The following is a 15,310-nucleotide window of genomic DNA, read 5'->3' as shown; positions in this document are numbered from 1 at the left end:
ACCGGCCGCGGTCATGCCGGGATCAGCCGCGCCAGATTGCCGCCCATGATCTTGGCCTGGTCGGTCTCGGCGAGCCCCTGGATGGCGTTGACGTACGAGGTCGGCTGGGCCAGGCCCTCGGGGTGCGGATAGTCCGAGCCGAAGAGGATGCGGTCGACGCCGATGAGGTCGACGAGTCCGCCGAGGTCCTCCTCGTAGAACGGGCTGACGTGGATGCTGTTCTTGACGGCCTGGACCGGGTCGCCGAGGAACTCGTTCGGCATCTTCTTGTAGACGTCGGCGAGTTGATCGAGCAGCGGCGCCACCCAGGAGGAGCCGTTCTCGATGAGGGCGATCTTCAGCTCGGGGAAGCGGAACAGCGCGCCGTGGCACACCCACGCGGCCACCGCGTCCTGGATCGGCCGCCACTCCGACACCGTACGGAAGGCGTTCGGCTTGAACGGCAGCATCTCGTTGAGGCCGCCCTCCCAGTCGCTGGTGTACTTCGCGTAGCCGCTGTCGGAGGAGTGCATCGCGACCAGCACGCCGGTCTCCACGACCCGCTTCCAGAACGGGTCGAACTCCGCCAGCGCGAACGAGCGCGAGCCGCCGTAGCCCGGCACCGGGGCGGGGCGGATGAGGACGGCCTTCGCGCCGCGCTCCACCGCCCAGTTGAGCTCCGCGATCGCCTTCTCGACGATCGGCAGCGTGATGACGGGCGTGGTGAAGATCCGGTCCTTGTAGTTGAACGACCAGGTCTCGTACAGCCATTCGTTGAGCGAGTGGATCACCGCGTGGATCAACTCCGGATGATGTCGCATGCGTTCCTCGATGAGGCTCGCGAGCGTCGGGAACATCAGCGTCCGCTGGACCCCGAGTTCGTCCAACAGCTCAAGGCGCGGCCCCGGTTCACGGAACGCCGGGATCGAGCGCATCGGGTCACCGAAGATCTCCCGACGGGACTTGCCGTCGGGGTTGCCGAACTTGAAGTAGTCCTCCATCGCGCCGGGCCGGGCGACGACCTCGAAGGTCGGGTTCGGGATGTACTCGCTGATCTGGCCCAGGATCGCGATCTTCGTACGGCCGTTGACCTGCACGTACTGGATCGCGCCCTCGTACTCCTTGGGGAGGTGCCTGGTCAGCGCCTCCTCGGTCTCGTACAGGTGGTTGTCCGCGTCGAAGAGCGGATACGGCAGCGCACGCGACGTCATGAGACCCTCCTTGGCGAATTGCGAGAATCATATTCTCATCACGTGCGTACGGCAATGTCCTGCCGGAGCCGGAACTTCTGCACCTTGCCGCTCGGGGTCCTCGGGAAGTCGGTCACGCCGTGCAGTTCCTCGGGCCACTTCTGCCTGGCCAGACCGGAGTTGTCGAGGTGGGCGCGCATCGCGTCGAGGGTGGGGAGGGGGTGTTCCGGCAGCATCCGCAGGAACGCGGCGGCGTGTTCACCGAGCCGTGCGTCGGGGGCGGCGACCACCACGGCTTCCGCGACACCGGGCAGGGAGAGGAGGACTTCCTCCACCTCCAGGGCGCTGATGTTCTCGCCGCCGCGGATGATGATGTCGGACTTGCGGCCGGTGATGGTGAGGTAGCCGTCCTCGTCCAGGACCCCGATGTCACCGGTGTGGTACCAGCCCTCGTCGTCGAAGACCCGCTCGGTGAGGGCGGGATCGGTGTAGCCGAGGCACAAGTCGGGGCCGCGGCTGAGGATTTCGCCGTCCTCGGCCAGACGTATCTCGATGCCGGGCCGCGCGTTCCCGTCCGTGTACAGGCGTTTGGCCTCGGGCGCGTCGTAGCGGGACGAGGTGATCGAGGGGTGCTCGGTGCTGCCGTACGCCCGGAAGACCTGGATACCGAGGCCGGCCAGCCGGGTCGTGACCGCCACCGGGACCGACGCACCGCCCAGCCCCGCGTACCGCATGTGCCGCAGATGGCCCGGCGTGAAGTCCGGGTGGTCGAGCAGGCTCGTGACGTAGTAGGGGGCGCCGCCGCCGATGTGGAGATCGTGACGGGTCATCAACTCCAGGGCCCGGCCCGGGTCCCATACGTCGGTGAGGTTGACCGGCGAACCTTCCAGGACCGGGATCAGGAAGGCGTTCACCATGCCGATGAAGTGGCCGACCGGGGCGGCGGTGAGCTGGTGGCCGCGGTCGGGCGGGTAACTCGCCGTGAGCTGGTGGGTCTCGTGGCCGAGGGTCTGGTGGCTGTGGACCACGCCCTTCGGGTCGCGGGTCGTGCCCGAGGTGAAGGCGATGAGGGTGGGGCCGGCCGGGTCGGCGGGGAGGGTGCCGGGGAGTGGGGTGTCGCTCAGCAGGTCGTCGAAGTCACGTCCCACCACGCCCACGACCGGTACGTCCGCGCACAGGTCGGCCCGGAACTCCAGTCGGCCGAACCGCTCGGCGGCCACGAACACCTTCGGCCGCACCACGTCGAGGATGTAGCCGACCTCCTTGCGCCCGTAGAAGTGGACGATCGGCACCACGGCCGCCCCGAGGAACGCCGAGGCCCAGAACACCGCGGCGGCCTCCATCCAGTTGGGCAACTGGAAGGCGACCGTGTCGCCCGCCCCCACGCCCCGCTCGCGCAACCCGCCCGCCAGCCGGCGCGCGATCCGCTCGACGTCCCGGAAGGTCCCGGACCAGGGGCGGACGGCCGAGTGCACCTGGAACTCGGCGTCGGGCGCGGCGGCGAGGCCCCGTGCGAGCAGCTCCCCGATCGTGTCCTGCGTCCACCACCCCTCCGACTCATAGCGTTTGGCCAACTCTGGGGGGATCCTTCGCATGTGGCTGCTACCTCCCGTACTGCGAAGCGGCTCCGATCAGCGGCGCATACGCTATTCTCGGATTTGGAGAATGCCAATATCCCTCGGGGGTAATCGCGTGATCGACCTCGAACTGGACGACGGCCTCGCCGTCCTCACGATCGACCGCCCGCACGCCCGCAACGCCATCTCCCTCGACACCATGGGCGAGTTGGACAAGGCGCTCGACGCGGCGGAGGGGGCGCGGGCGCTGGTGATCAGGGGCGCCGGGGAGAGGGCGTTCGTCTCCGGGGGCGACCTCAAGGAACTCGCCGCGATCCGCACCGAGGACGAGGCGGCCGCGATGGCCCGGCGGATGCGGGGCGTCTGCGACCGGATCGCCGCCTTCCCCGGCCCCGTCGTCGCCGCGCTCAACGGACACGCCCTGGGCGGCGGCGCCGAGGTCGCCGTGGCCGCCGACATCAGGGTGGCCGCCGACGACATCAGGATCGGCTTCAACCAGGTGACCCTGGAGATCATGCCCGCGTGGGGCGGCGCGGAGCGGCTCGCGGCGCTGGTGGGACGGGGGAGGGCCCTGCTGCTCGCGGGCGCCGGAACGGTACTGGACGCGGCGGAGGCCCAGCGCGTCGGCCTCGTCGACCAGGTGTTTCCGCGGGCCTCCTTCGAGAAGGGCTGGCGTGCGCTGGCCCGGTCCCTGGCGACCGTCCCGGCGGGGGAGATCAAGCGTGTGGTCTCCGGCGGGACCTCGGCCGAGGAGGCGGTGCGGGCCTTCGCACGCCTGTGGGTGGCCGACGCGCACTGGGCGGCGGCGGACCGGGTGCTGGCCCGCGGGAGCCGGAGATGACGCTGCGGTTCGTCTTCCACTACCCCGAGGCGAACGGCCCCGACGGTGACGTGCTGGACGCGGGCCCGCTGCCCGAGGTGGCCGCAGCGGCGGAACGGGCCGGATTCGCCGCCCTCTCACTGAGCGAGCACCCGGTCCCGGGCGCCCGTTGGCTGACCTCGGGCGGGCATCAGACCCTCGACCCCTTCATCGCCCTCGCCTTCGCGGCCGCCGCGACAGAACGGCTGCGGCTGCTGACGTACCTCGCGGTCGCCCCGTACCGGAACCCGTTCGTCCTGGCCAAGGCGGCGGCGACGCTGGACAAGCTGTCGGCCGGGCGGCTGATCCTGGGGCTGGGCGCCGGCTACCAGAAGAGCGAGTTCCACGCCCTCGGCGTCGACTTCGACGAACGCAACGCCCTGTTCGAGGAGGTCCTGGACGTCCTGCCGCTGCACTGGAGCGGGGAGCCCTTCACCTACCAGGGCCGCCACTTCAGCGCGCGGGACGTGATCGCCCGGCCTCGTCCCGTCCAGGACCCGATCCCCATCTGGATCGGCGGCAACTCGAAGGTGAGCCGCCGGAGGGTCGCCGAGCGGGCGCAGGGGTGGATGCCGATGTCGGGGAGCGCGGGGCTGAGCGCGACGGCGCGGACTCCGATGCTCGGGTCGGTGGCAGAACTGGCGGAGCAGATAGCGGAGTTGAGGGAGTCGGCGGACGGGCGCCGGGTGGACGTGGCGCACTCGTACCAGCAGGCGGGTACGGCCGAACCCGACCGCCACCGGGAGAAGTTCGCCGAGCTTGAGGACGTCGGCGTCACCTGGGTCGTGGTGTCGTGCCCCGCGCGGTCGGCGGCGGCGACGCTGGAGTTCCTCGAAGACTTCGGTGCGATGTATCTGACCTGAAGGAAGAGGGCGTCGGCGTGGGGTGGTTCGAGGAGCGGGCGGGCCTGGAGGGGACCGTCGCGATCGTCACCGGCGGGGCGGGCGGATTGGGGGAGGCCATCACACACGACCTGGCCGCCAACGGCGTACGGGTGGCGGTGCTGGACGTGGACGGTACGGCGGTCGAGGCGCTGCGCAGGTCCCTCGGCGCGGGTGGCGCGGGTGGCGCGGGTGGCGAGGGCGGCGAGGGCGGCGAGGGCGGCGAGGGCGGTGTAGGCGGTGTGGGCACGGACGCGATCGTGCGCCAGGGCGACGCCCGCGACCCCGACACCCTGACCGCGCTGTTCACGGCGGTCGACGAACGCTGGGGCCGCCTGGACACCCTGGTCAACGTGGTCGGCGGCACCTTCCGCGCGCCCTTCACCGAGACCACCCCGAAGGGCTGGGACGCCCTCCTGCGCACCAACCTCCTCCACGTCCTGCACGCCTGCTCCCTCGCGGCACCGCGTATGCGCGCCGGCGGCAGCATCATCAACCTGACCACCATCGAGGCCCACCGCGCGGCCCCCGGCTTCGCCGTCTACGCGGCGGCCAAGGCCGCGGTGGAACACTTCGCCCGCACCCTGGCCGTAGAACTCGCCCCGTCCGGCATCCGGGTGAACAACATCGCCCCGGACTGCACCCCCACCCCGAACATGCACAAATTCACGACCGCCCCCGGCACTCCCGACACCCCGTTGTCCACCCCGGCCGCCATCCGCACCGCGATCCCCATGGCCCGCCTCGGCACGGTCACCGACATCTCCAACGCCGCCGTCTTCCTCGCCTCGTCCCTCTCCTCCTACATCACCGGCACCACCCTCCACCCCGACGGCGGCACCCACGCCTCGTCGGGCTGGTTCAACTGGCCGGGGTCGGGATGGGCGAACCATGTGCCGGGGGACTTGCTGAAGGAGTACGGCTCGGACGACTGACCCCCGCCGCGGAAGGGTTTGCTCCGTTCCCGGTGACGCAACCATCCGGACATGAGTGTCAGGGTGGTGCGGGACGATCGCCGAGGGTTCCTGCTGCGCCGGACCTTGCGACGGAGCGGGACGCTGCTCGGCGGGGCCATGCTGACGGTCGGCTATCTGATGTACATCCCGACGGCGGCCCTTCTGCTGGGTGTCATCGTCTCGCTCTTCAACGGCGGCAGCTGGGACCTGTGCATCGCGTTCCTCCTCGGCCTCGCCCTTGTCGTGGTCGGCTGCGCGGGTGGTCTGCGCCTGGTTCGGGGCCGTCGGGACATGGTGCTGTTCCTCCGACGGTTCCGGCACGGTGAGGCGATCGACGCCGTGACCTCGGCGGTACGGAGGATCGGCCGCACGTGGCGGGTCGTCACCCTGGACGACGCGACGATCGAAGCGGTGGGTGTGGCACCGGGCCTGCGGGTGTCGACCGACGCCGCGACCCGGGTCGGAGCCTTCGTGGCATGGCTCGACCGGACAGGCACGCGTGTGGCGCCGGCAGTGAGCAAAGTGACGAACACGGTCGTCACGGTCTCGCTGCTCGGCATGTTCGGCCTGGCGGGTCTCGTGTACCTGCGCAGCGACTCGCCCGGCGACGCCATGGCCACCCTGGTCGACTATCCGCACACTCCCGAATCGGTGGCGGCCGGTGCGCTCCTCCTCGTGTTCCTGGGAACCCTCGCCGTGGCCGGGATCTCCCTGCTCGCCTTCTCCAGCGTGATGATCTCTCTCATGCCGTTCATCGGTGTCCAGGCGCTGTACAGCGAGGTGTTGCGATTCGTACGGGCAGCCGAGGAGGGGAAGACGGCACGGGTCCGCCACGCACGCGAGATCGCCGAGGTCTCCGACTCGCTCTCCGACCTGGCCCGGCTGCCGATCAGCCCCAAACTCATCGTCGTCACCGTCGATTCCGCGGTGTGGCGGCAGACCGTGACCGGTCTGGCGAGCGTGTCCTCCGCACCGCTCATCGATGTCTCCCGCCCGACCGAGCATCTCCTCTGGGAGGTGGAGGAGATGCTCCGCGCCCATGGTCCGCGCTGTGTCTTCGTGGGCCACCTGGACCGGCTGCGACGCTTCACCGGCCAGGGCGTCACCGGCTCCGTGGAGATCCTCGCCGTACCGGCCCACTCGCTCGTCGGGCGACTGGAACGCCTGCTCGACGGACGAGAAGTACTCGCCTACACCACGGACCGGCGGGGCCGAAAGCGCCTCGCCAAAGCGCTCTTCGCCCGCTTCGAGAGCCTGCCCCGGAGCCCGGCCGCATCCCGCGAGGACCGCCGGGAGGCCCTGCTCCAGTGCGCGGCCGTGGCGGCGTTCGCGGCTGTGCTGGTCTGCACGGTCGTCTTCCTGCGGAGCTTGCGATGAAAGACCGACTCACCGAGGACCGACAGCGGCCACGCCGAGGCGCATCCGCACGTAGTCACCATCACCCGGCCCGGACCGCCGGTGCCCATCGGTTCGCCAACCGTGCCGCGCATAGAAGCCCTGGGCCCGAGTGTTGCGCTCCCACGCCTCCAGCACGCCCGCCGACAGAGACGTGTCCCGAAGGCGCCGTACGAACGCGGCGTGCAGCAGTCCGCCGATCCCTTGTCCCCAGAACCCCGGCTGGACATGGATCTGGTACAGCTGGCCGACCGCGGTGGCGTCCACATCGGTGTCGTGCGGCGGCCCCATCGCCAGAACTCCCACCAACGCGTCCCCTTGTACGGCGCACAGGACGGTCTTGGTGTCGCTGCGGACGGCACGCAGCCACATCTCGCGCCGCTCGGCGAAAGCCTCGGGCGAGGTGAGCTCCGGCTCCGACCAACCGCCCGCCTCGTAGTACGCGGTGCGTGCCCGCGTGTGCAGACCGGTGATGTGGTCCAGGTCGTCGAGGGTCGCGGGACGCAGCGAAGTGGTCATGCGTGTACGACGCACCCACCTCGCCGCCCAGTTCCCGCGTTCCCGCCTCAGGTGTTCCGCCCCCCGTTCACCCCGATCACCTGCCCCGTGATGTACCCCGCCTCCTCCGACACCAGGAAGGAACACGCCGCCGCGATGTCCTCCGGGCGCCCCGGTCGTCGTACCGGAGTCAGTTCGGCGTGGTGGTCCACCGAGCCGCCCAGGAGGCCTCGTTGCTCGGAGTCGCGGAGCATCGGGGTGTCGACGAAGCCGGGTGGGATGGTGTTGACCGTGATGCCCGCCGGGCCGAGTTCGAGGGCGAGGGACTTGGTGAGGCCGATGAGGCCGGCCTTGGAGGCGACGTAGTGGGTCATGTACTGCTGGCCGGACTGGGCGCTGGAGGAGGAGATGTTGACGATGCGGCCCCAGCCCGCGGACTTCATGTCGGGGACGACGGCCTGGCAGAAGTAGAAGGGGCCGTTGAGGTTGACGGCCATGATGCGGTTCCAGGACTCGTCGGTGATCTTCAGGAAGCCCTGGGCCGCGGACACTCCGGCGTTGTTGACCAGGACCAGGACCGGGCCGCCCAGGGTTTCGCGGATACGTCGTACCGCGTCGTCGACCTGTGCGCGGTCCGATACGTCGACCCCGCCGAAGGCCTCCGCCGCGTACCCCTTCTGGCGTGCCTCCTCGGCCACCCGCTCCGCCGCCTCGGCGTTGAGGTCGAGGACGGCCGTCGCGAAACCGTCCTCCGCGAGCCGCAGCGCGATGGCCCGCCCGATACCCGAACCGCCGCCCGTCACCAGCGCCGTACGCCGCTCGCCGGTCATGCCACCAACTCCTCGCCCGCCAGGGACGTGCGGTGCATCAGACGGGAGGAGCCCTCGCCGTAGGGCAGCGCGCGGTGCAGCATTCCCGTGTTGTCCCAGATGACGAGGTCGCCCTGGCGCCAGCGGTGGCGGACCACGAACCGCGGCTGGGTCGCGCGGTCCAGGAGGTCGTCCAGGAGGGCACGGCCCTCGGTACGTGGTCGGCCTACTATCTCGCCCGCCGTCGCCCCGATCAGCAGCGACTTGCGGCCACCCGGCCGGGTCCAGACGAGCGGCTGTTCGCGGGACGGGTTGCGGTCCCAGGCGGCGCGTTCCTTCGGTGACGGATTCGGCGTCACCAGCAGCTGCGACGCCGCGAAACTGTGCACGACCCGCAGGCCTTCGAGTTCCGACTGCTCCGTCTTCGACATCGCCTCGTACGCCGCGAACGTGTTGGCGAACTCCGTGTCGCCGCCACCGTCGTCCGAGATCTGGCGAGCCGTCAGAAGCGTCGCCTTGTTGGGTACTTCGTCCGTCGTACCGTCGATGTGCCAGTGAAAGGTGCCCTCGCGGTAGGCGGCCAGCGGGCTCTTCGACGGGTCGCGGGTGATGCGCTGGATGTCGGGGTGGGTCGGGTGGCCGCCCAGGGGAAGTGGTACGAGCCGGCCGAGCAGCTTGCTGAAGGCCACCAGGTCGTCGTCGCTGATGTGCGCCTGCCGGTAGATGACGACTCCGCGCCGCTCCAGGGCCGTCCGGCATTCCTCGGCGACCGCCTTGTCGACCAGCCTGCTCCCGGACAGGCCGGTGATCTCGACACCCGTCGTCGGGGTGATCTCGGTGACGGTGACTGTCATGGACGTCCCTTTCTGTGACGGTCTGTCACGGTGACTCTCTGTGAAGGTATGTGACGGCGACTCAGGTCACCGCGCCCGCGGCCTTGAGCGCGAGGATGCGGTCCCAGTCCAGGCCCAGTTCCAGGAGGATCTCCTCGGTCTGCGCCGCGAACTCCGGTGCCGGGCCCTGCGGGTGCGGTGCCTCGACGTCGAACTGCACTGGGCTGGCGGCCAGTTCGAGCTCCCCGGCCCGTACGACGTACTCGTTCGCGCGCACCTGCGCGTCACCGCCCACCTGGAGCGAGTCCTGCACCGGTGCCCACGGCCCGGCCAGCGTCGCGAAGCGCTCGGACCACTCGGCGAGGGTGCGACCCGCGATCACCTCGCGCAGGATCTTGACCGCCTCCTCCGTGTTCGCGGCCAGGTCGGCGGCGGTGGCGAAGCGCGGGTCCTCGGCCAGTTCGGGGCGGTCGACGTGGCGGCACACATCGGCCCAGAACTTGGCGGGCTGCATCATCACGAAGGAGAGATAGCGGTCGTCGGCGGTGCGGTAGAGCCCGGAGAGCGGGTTGGTGGGGGAGCCGTGCCCGCCCAACGGCGGTGCGACCATGGGGCGGTCGAGGTGGAGGGAGAGGGCGAGGCCGTGGCCCATCGCCCAGACGCCGCTGCCCAGCAGCGAGACGTCCACGACCGGCGCCTCGCCCGTGCGCTCGCGCTGGAGCAGGGCCGCCGCGATGCCCCCGGCGAGGTTCGTGCCGGAGATGGTGTCCCCGTAGGCGGGCCCCGGCGGCGGGATCATGCCCTCGACGCCGGGCGGGGTCAGGCTCGCCGCCGTACCGGCACGTGCCCAGAAGGCGGTCATGTCGTAACCGCCCTTCTCCGCCTCTCGGCCGCGCGGTCCGAGGGCGCTGCCCCGGGCGTAGACGATCCGCGGGTTCACCTCACGGATGTCGGCCACGTCGATGCCGAACTTCCGCCGCGCCGACGGCAGGAAGCTGGTCAGGAACACGTCCGAGCGGCGGGCCAGGCCGTACAGCACCTCCCGGCCCTCCGGGCGTGCCATGTCGAGGCCGATGCTGCGCTTGCCCCGATTGGCGTGCTCGACATTGGGGTTGGGGTCGCCCTCGATCCTGAACGTGCCGGTCTGGCGCAGGCCGCGCTGGGGATCGCCGTTGACGGCGTGCTCCACCTTGACGACGTCCGCGCCCCAGTCGGCCAGCACGGCACCGGCTGACGGCACGAAGCCGTACATCGCGACTTCCAGCACCCGTATGCCGCTCAGCGGCCCGGCGCTCATACGACCACCGCTCCGAAGGTCTTGCGCTCCATGAACTCCTCCAGACCGTCCACACCCTTCTCCCGGCCGACGCCCGACTGCTTGTAGCCGCCGAACGGCGTGTCGGAGAAGAAGTAGTTGCCGCCGTTGATGCTGAACGTGCCGGTGCGGATCCGCCGGGCCAGCGCGAGAGCCCGCTCCTCGTCGGCGCTGTGCACCGCCCCGGACAGGCCGTACACCGAGTCGTTGGCGATCCGGACCGCGTGGTCCTCGTCGTCGTACGGGATGAGGGCGAGGACCGGTCCGAAGACCTCCTCCTGCGCCAGCTCGCTCGCCGGGTCGACCCCGGTGAGCAGGGTCGGCGTGTAGAAGAAGCCCGGGTCCACCCGCTTGCCGCCGGTCACCAGCGTCGCGCCCGCCTCGACGGCCCGCCGGACCATGCCGTCGACCTTGTCGCGCTGCCGCTCGCTGATCAGCGGGCCCATGTACGTCCTGGGGTGCGCGGGATCGCCGTAGCGCACCCGCTCCAGCGCGGCCGCGACCTGCTCGGCGATCGCGTCGTGGTGCTCGTGGGGCACCAGCATCCGCGAGGTGATCGCACAACTCTGGCCCGCGTGCAGGCAGATCATGTACGCCGCGTACCGCGAGGCCGCCGCGAAGTCGGCGTCGTCGAGGACGATCAGCGCCGACTTGCCGCCGAGTTCGAGGAAGACCCGCTTCACCGTGCCGCTCGCGGCGGCCATGATGCGGCGGCCGGTCGCGGTGGAGCCGGTGAAGCTGACCATGTCGACGCCGGGGTGGGTGGTGAGCAGTTCGCCGGTCGCCGCGTCGGACGACGTCAGTACGTTGACCACGCCGGCCGGGATGTCCGTGTGCTCCGCGATCAGCTCGCCGAGGGCGAGGGTGATCAGCGGGGTGTCGGGCGCGCCCTTGAGGACGACCGTGCAGCCCGCGGCAAGCGCCGGAGCGAGCTTCGCCAGGGCGAGTTGGGTGGGGTAGTTGTACGGGACGATCGCGGCGAGGACCCCGCCGGCCTCCTTCTCCACCCAGCGGCGGTGCCGCTGCCCCAGGTACTCGACCACCCCGAGGTCCTCGGTCAGCGGGTGGGTCCTGAGGAGGTCCGCGTAGTAGCGGACCAGGCCCACCGGCTCGTCGAGCTGCTGGCTGTGTGTGAGCATGCGCGGCGCGCCGACCTCGGCGATCGTCAACTCCCGCAGCTCCTCCAGGTGTTCGGTGAGCGCGGTGTGGAGCTGGTCGAGGCAGTGGACGCGGAACGCGGTGTCGGTGGACCAGCCCGTGGTGTCGAACGCGCGGCGGGCGGCCGCCACGGCGGCCTCGGTCTGCTCGGCCGAGGCGTCGGGAGCGTGGCCCAGCACATCGCCGGTGGAGGGGTCGAGCGTGGCGAACGTCCGGTCGGCCGCGACGAGCCGTCCGTCGATGAGCAGCCGCCTGTTCGGGGGTGGCATTGCGTCCCCTTCCCGCTGGAAGCTGGAAATGGCATTCTCGGATTGGGAGAACACTAGCGTGGCCCGTCTTCCGCGTCACGACCTCGGTCTGGATCAGTCGCCACTGTCACGGGCTGACATAAAGTCGCCACACGGGCCTTCCGGGCGCCACGCATTTGAAAGTAGTGTTCTCGCATTCGGAAGGGAGATTCTTGTGACCCGGGACGGAACATGACGCGCGTCGGGCTCATAGGGGCCGGTCGCATGGGTCGGCCCATGGTGCGCAGGCTCGCCGAGGCCGGACACGAGGTACGGGTACTGGGCCGCACGCCAGAATCCCGTGCCGCGCTGGCCCAGGAACCCGCACGGGTGGTCGGCCGCGTCGCCGAGGCCGGCGAAGGCGCCGACGTCGTACTCCTCTGCGTCCACACGGACGAACAGGTGCGCCAAGTCTGCCTGGACAGCGCCCTGTTGGCCGCCATGCCGAGCGGCGCCGTCCTCGTCGTCCACACCACCGGCAGCCCGCACACCGTCGAGGCGATCGCGGCCCGCGGCATCGACGTGGTCGACGCCCCCGTCAGCGGCGGCCCGCACGACATCGCCGCCGGTCACCTCACGCTCTTCGTGGGCGGCGCCGACGACACCGTCGCCCGCGTCCGCCCCGTCCTGCGCGCCTACGGCGACCCGGTGCTGCACGTCGGCCCGCTCGGCACCGGCCAGCGCGTGAAGCTCGTCAACAACACCGTCTTCGCGGCCCAGATCGGCCTCCTCGCCCAAGCCGCCCGCCTCGGCACCGAGTTGGGCGTCGACGAGGGACCGCTCCTGGACGCCCTCACCCACGGCAGCGCGTCGAGCCGCGCGCTCGCCGGAGTCGTACGCCGCGGCTCGGTCGCCGCATTCGCCCGCTCCACGGCCGAGTTCCTCGGCAAGGACCTCGCCGTGGTCCGCGCGGTCGCCGCCGAACTGGGCGCCGATCTCGGCGTACTGGCCCAGGTGCTCGACGCGGCGACGCCCGCGAGCGCCCCCTGAACCGACTGACCGACAACGTAAGGACACCACCCATGGGACGAGTTGAGGGCAAGGTCGCGTTCATCACCGGCGCCGCCCGCGGCCAGGGCCGCAGCCACGCCGTACGCCTCGCCGAGGAGGGCGCCGACATCATCGCGGTGGACCGGTGCCGCGACTACGAGACCGTCGGCTACCCGATGGCCACCCCCGAGGACCTCAAGGAGACGGTCCGTCTGGTCGAGGGACACGGCCGCCGTATCATCGCCCTCCAGGCCGACGTACGGGACGTGGCTCAGTTGAGGGAGGCACTGGAGACCGGGATCGCCGAACTCGGCGGCCTGGACATCGTCGTGGCGCAGGCCGGCATCGCCCCGCTGCGCGGCGAACCCAAGCTCCAGGCCTGGTGCGACGCGATCGACGTCGACCTGATCGGCAGCATCAACGCCATCCAGGTCGCCCTGCCGCATCTGCGCGAGGGCGCCTCCGTCATCGCGACCGGATCCACCGCCGCCCTCATGGAGCACGGCATCGTGGAGACCCCCGGATCGAACCCGGGCGGCGCCGGCTACGCCTACGCCAAGCGCGCCCTGTCGGAGTACGTCCACGAACTCGCCCGCAATCTCGCCCCGTTGAAGCAACGGGCCAACGTCATCCACCCCACCAACGTGGACACCCGGATGCTCCAGAGCGAGCCCATGTACAAATCCTTCCGCCCCGACCTCGAACACCCCACGCGCGAGGACGCCGAGCCCGTGTTCTCCGTGCAGCAGGCCATGCCGATCCCGTACGTCGAACCCATCGACATCAGCAACGCCGTGGTGTTCCTCGCCTCCGACGAGGCCCGCTACATCACCGGCGTCCAACTCCGCGTCGACGCCGGCGGATACCTCAAGTGGTACGACTGGCGCCGCTGAAACCCCGCAAGCAGCAGGAAACAGCAGGAAACAGCAGGAAACAGGGAGGCAAGCCGTGAAGGTCCGCGTCGATCCGGAGCGCTGCCAGGGCCACACGCTCTGCTGGATGACCGCTCCCAAGGCGTTCCAGCTGGACGAGGTCGATGGTCACTCCTCGGCCGTCAGCGAGGACGTACCGGCCGATCAGGAAGAGGACGTGCGGGAAGCCGCGCACTCGTGCCCGGAACGGGCCATCCAGATCTTCTGAAGGGAAAGGCCCCATGAGCGAGGCCGACGGCACCGAGAACGAGGCCGTGAGCGGCGACGACCGCAAGAAGCACCGGGTGCACTTCGACCGGCACACCCCCGAGTACCGCCATCGGTTCGAGGACATCACCCACGAACTGCACGCCAAGTGCCCCATCGCCTGGACCGACGCCCACGACGGCCACTGGGTCGCCAGCGGCAACCGCGAGGTCTTCGAACTGGCCCGGTCCGCCGAGTTCCTCTCCAACGACCACGACGTCAAAGGGGAGCGGCGCGGCTACAAGGGCATCACCATCCCCTCGCCGCCCCGTGCGCGTGAAATACAGGGCGGCTTCCTGGAGATGGACCCGCCGGAGCAGCGCCACTACCGGCAGACCCTCAACCCCTACCTGTCCCCGGCCGCGGTCGGCCGCTGGGTGCCCTTCGTCGACGAGGTGGTGCGCGCCTGCCTCGACGAGAGGATCGAGGAAGGCACGATCGACTTCGTCGACGACCTCGCCAACATCGTCCCGGCCGTCCTCACCCTGGCGATGATGGGCATCCCCCTCAAGGACTGGACCGTCTACAACGAACCGGCCCACGCCTCGGTCTACACCCCGCCCGACTCGCCCGACATGCCACGCGTCGCCGAGATGAGCCGCAACATGGGGATCGGCCTCTACATGGCCATCCAGGAGATCCGCCAGAACCCCCGACCGGGACTGATCGACGCGCTGGTGCACGCCGACATCAACGGAAAGACCCCGCCCGACGAGGAACTCACCGGCGTCCTGGCCCTGTTGATCGGCGGCGGCTTCGACACCACGACCGCCCTCACCGCACACGCCCTGGAGTGGCTCGGCGAGCACCCCGAGGACCGCGACCGCCTCAGCCGCCACCGCGACGCCCTCCTGGACTCCGCCACCGAGGAGTTCCTGCGCTACTACGCCCCCGCCCCCGGGGACGGCCGTACGATCTCCGCCGACTGCGAGATCGCGGGACAGCGCTTCGAGGAGGGCGAACGCCTCTGGCTGTCCTGGGCGATGGCCAACCGCGACCCCGCCGTCTTCCCCGACCCCGACCGCGTCGACCTCGAACGCAAGGGCAACCGGCACAGCAGCTTCGGCCTCGGCATCCACCGCTGCATCGGCTCCAACGTCGCCCGTACGGTGTTCAAGCGCATGGTCACCGCCGTCATGGACCGCATGCCCGACTACCGCTGCGACCCCGACGGCACCGTCCACTACGAGACCATCGGCATCATCCAGGGCATGCGCCACCTCCCGGCCGCCTTCACCCCGGGCAAGCGCCTCGGACCCCCGCTGGAGGAGACCCTGGAGATCCTCCAGAAGGCCTGCGACGAACAGCGCCTCGCCGAGCCGGTCACGGTCCGCTCGGCCAGGGCGAAGATCGACCGCTGAAGAGATCGACCGCTGAGAGATCGACCGCTGAGAGGGAGGAGACC

The 15,310-nt window shown here is 70.4% G+C and carries 15 protein-coding genes; 8 read left to right on the top strand and 7 right to left on the bottom strand.

The annotated features are described in order from the left end of the window. Positions 1 to 11 precede the first annotated feature (11 nt). The gene (locus ABZ928_RS05205) at positions 12 to 1,190 is read right to left on the bottom strand and encodes an amidohydrolase family protein (RefSeq protein ID WP_361515136.1); all 1,179 of its coding nucleotides are present in this window, start codon (positions 1,188 to 1,190) and stop codon (positions 12 to 14) included. 38 nt (positions 1,191 to 1,228) lie between these two features. After that, positions 1,229 to 2,743 carry an AMP-binding protein gene (locus ABZ928_RS05200; protein WP_361515135.1) on the bottom strand — a complete coding sequence of 505 codons (1,515 nt, stop codon included), beginning with the start codon at positions 2,741 to 2,743 and terminating at the stop codon, positions 1,229 to 1,231. A gap of 118 nt (positions 2,744 to 2,861) precedes the next feature. Between ABZ928_RS05200 and ABZ928_RS05195 the strand changes: the two genes are divergently transcribed. The 4 genes from ABZ928_RS05195 to ABZ928_RS05180 are packed head-to-tail and all read left to right on the top strand — an operon-like array spanning position 2,862 to position 6,819. After that, complete coding sequence (locus ABZ928_RS05195; RefSeq protein ID WP_361515134.1) at positions 2,862 to 3,587, top strand: enoyl-CoA hydratase/isomerase family protein; 726 nt, start codon at positions 2,862 to 2,864, stop codon at positions 3,585 to 3,587. Further along, positions 3,584 to 4,468: an LLM class F420-dependent oxidoreductase gene (locus tag ABZ928_RS05190; protein ID WP_361515133.1), complete on the top strand. Its 885-nt coding sequence runs from the start codon at positions 3,584 to 3,586 to the stop codon at positions 4,466 to 4,468. Before ABZ928_RS05195 ends, ABZ928_RS05190 begins: the two co-directional genes overlap by 4 nt. A 17-nt stretch (positions 4,469 to 4,485) precedes the next feature. After that, positions 4,486 to 5,421 carry an SDR family oxidoreductase gene (locus tag ABZ928_RS05185; protein ID WP_361515132.1) on the top strand — a complete coding sequence of 312 codons (936 nt, stop codon included), beginning with the start codon at positions 4,486 to 4,488 and terminating at the stop codon, positions 5,419 to 5,421. A gap of 51 nt (positions 5,422 to 5,472) precedes the next feature. Continuing rightward, positions 5,473 to 6,819 (top strand): hypothetical protein, encoded by a 1,347-nt coding sequence (locus tag ABZ928_RS05180; RefSeq protein ID WP_361515131.1) that lies wholly within the window; start codon positions 5,473 to 5,475, stop codon positions 6,817 to 6,819. 9 nt (positions 6,820 to 6,828) lie between these two features. Here ABZ928_RS05180 and ABZ928_RS05175 read toward each other — a convergent pair whose 3' ends face one another. The 5 genes from ABZ928_RS05175 to ABZ928_RS05155 all read right to left on the bottom strand — a co-directional run bounded on the left by ABZ928_RS05175 (position 6,829) and on the right by ABZ928_RS05155 (position 11,719). Next, complete coding sequence (locus tag ABZ928_RS05175) at positions 6,829 to 7,356, bottom strand: GNAT family N-acetyltransferase (protein WP_361515130.1); 528 nt, start codon at positions 7,354 to 7,356, stop codon at positions 6,829 to 6,831. A 47-nt stretch (positions 7,357 to 7,403) separates the two neighbouring features. Next, on the bottom strand, positions 7,404 to 8,165 hold the full coding sequence (locus ABZ928_RS05170; RefSeq protein ID WP_361515129.1) for an SDR family NAD(P)-dependent oxidoreductase: 762 nt from the start codon (positions 8,163 to 8,165) through the stop codon (positions 7,404 to 7,406). Then, a complete protein-coding gene (locus ABZ928_RS05165) occupies positions 8,162 to 8,998 on the bottom strand; it encodes a TauD/TfdA family dioxygenase (protein ID WP_361515128.1) in 837 nt (278 codons plus the stop codon). The genes ABZ928_RS05170 and ABZ928_RS05165 overlap by 4 nt, the downstream gene beginning before the upstream one ends. Before the next feature lie 61 nt (positions 8,999 to 9,059). Beyond that, positions 9,060 to 10,274, bottom strand: coding sequence for a CoA transferase (locus tag ABZ928_RS05160; RefSeq protein ID WP_361515127.1), 1,215 nt, complete (start codon positions 10,272 to 10,274; stop codon positions 9,060 to 9,062). After that, a complete protein-coding gene (locus tag ABZ928_RS05155) occupies positions 10,271 to 11,719 on the bottom strand; it encodes an aldehyde dehydrogenase family protein (protein WP_361515126.1) in 1,449 nt (482 codons plus the stop codon). The genes ABZ928_RS05160 and ABZ928_RS05155 overlap by 4 nt, the downstream gene beginning before the upstream one ends. A gap of 210 nt (positions 11,720 to 11,929) precedes the next feature. Between ABZ928_RS05155 and ABZ928_RS05150 the strand changes: the two genes are divergently transcribed. From ABZ928_RS05150 to ABZ928_RS05135, 4 genes are read left to right on the top strand one after another with little or no spacing between them, the layout of a single operon-like run. Then, entirely contained in the window at positions 11,930 to 12,727 is a 798-nt protein-coding gene (locus ABZ928_RS05150) for an NAD(P)-dependent oxidoreductase (protein WP_361515125.1), read from the top strand. A gap of 32 nt (positions 12,728 to 12,759) precedes the next feature. Beyond that, positions 12,760 to 13,620 (top strand): mycofactocin-coupled SDR family oxidoreductase, encoded by an 861-nt coding sequence (locus ABZ928_RS05145; protein WP_361515124.1) that lies wholly within the window; start codon positions 12,760 to 12,762, stop codon positions 13,618 to 13,620. A gap of 55 nt (positions 13,621 to 13,675) precedes the next feature. After that, complete coding sequence (locus tag ABZ928_RS05140) at positions 13,676 to 13,867, top strand: ferredoxin (RefSeq protein WP_266819722.1); 192 nt, start codon at positions 13,676 to 13,678, stop codon at positions 13,865 to 13,867. Between the two features lie 13 nt (positions 13,868 to 13,880). Further along, positions 13,881 to 15,266 (top strand): cytochrome P450, encoded by a 1,386-nt coding sequence (locus ABZ928_RS05135; RefSeq protein ID WP_361515123.1) that lies wholly within the window; start codon positions 13,881 to 13,883, stop codon positions 15,264 to 15,266. The last annotated feature ends 44 nt before the right edge of the window (positions 15,267 to 15,310 follow it).

Origin of the sequence: Streptomyces sp. NPDC046909, assembly GCF_040644695.1 — a bacterium.
GTDB lineage: Bacteria > Actinomycetota > Actinomycetes > Streptomycetales > Streptomycetaceae > Streptomyces.
The sequence above is the reverse complement of the archived record's forward strand: the minus strand, read 5'-3'. Positions and strand labels throughout refer to the sequence as shown.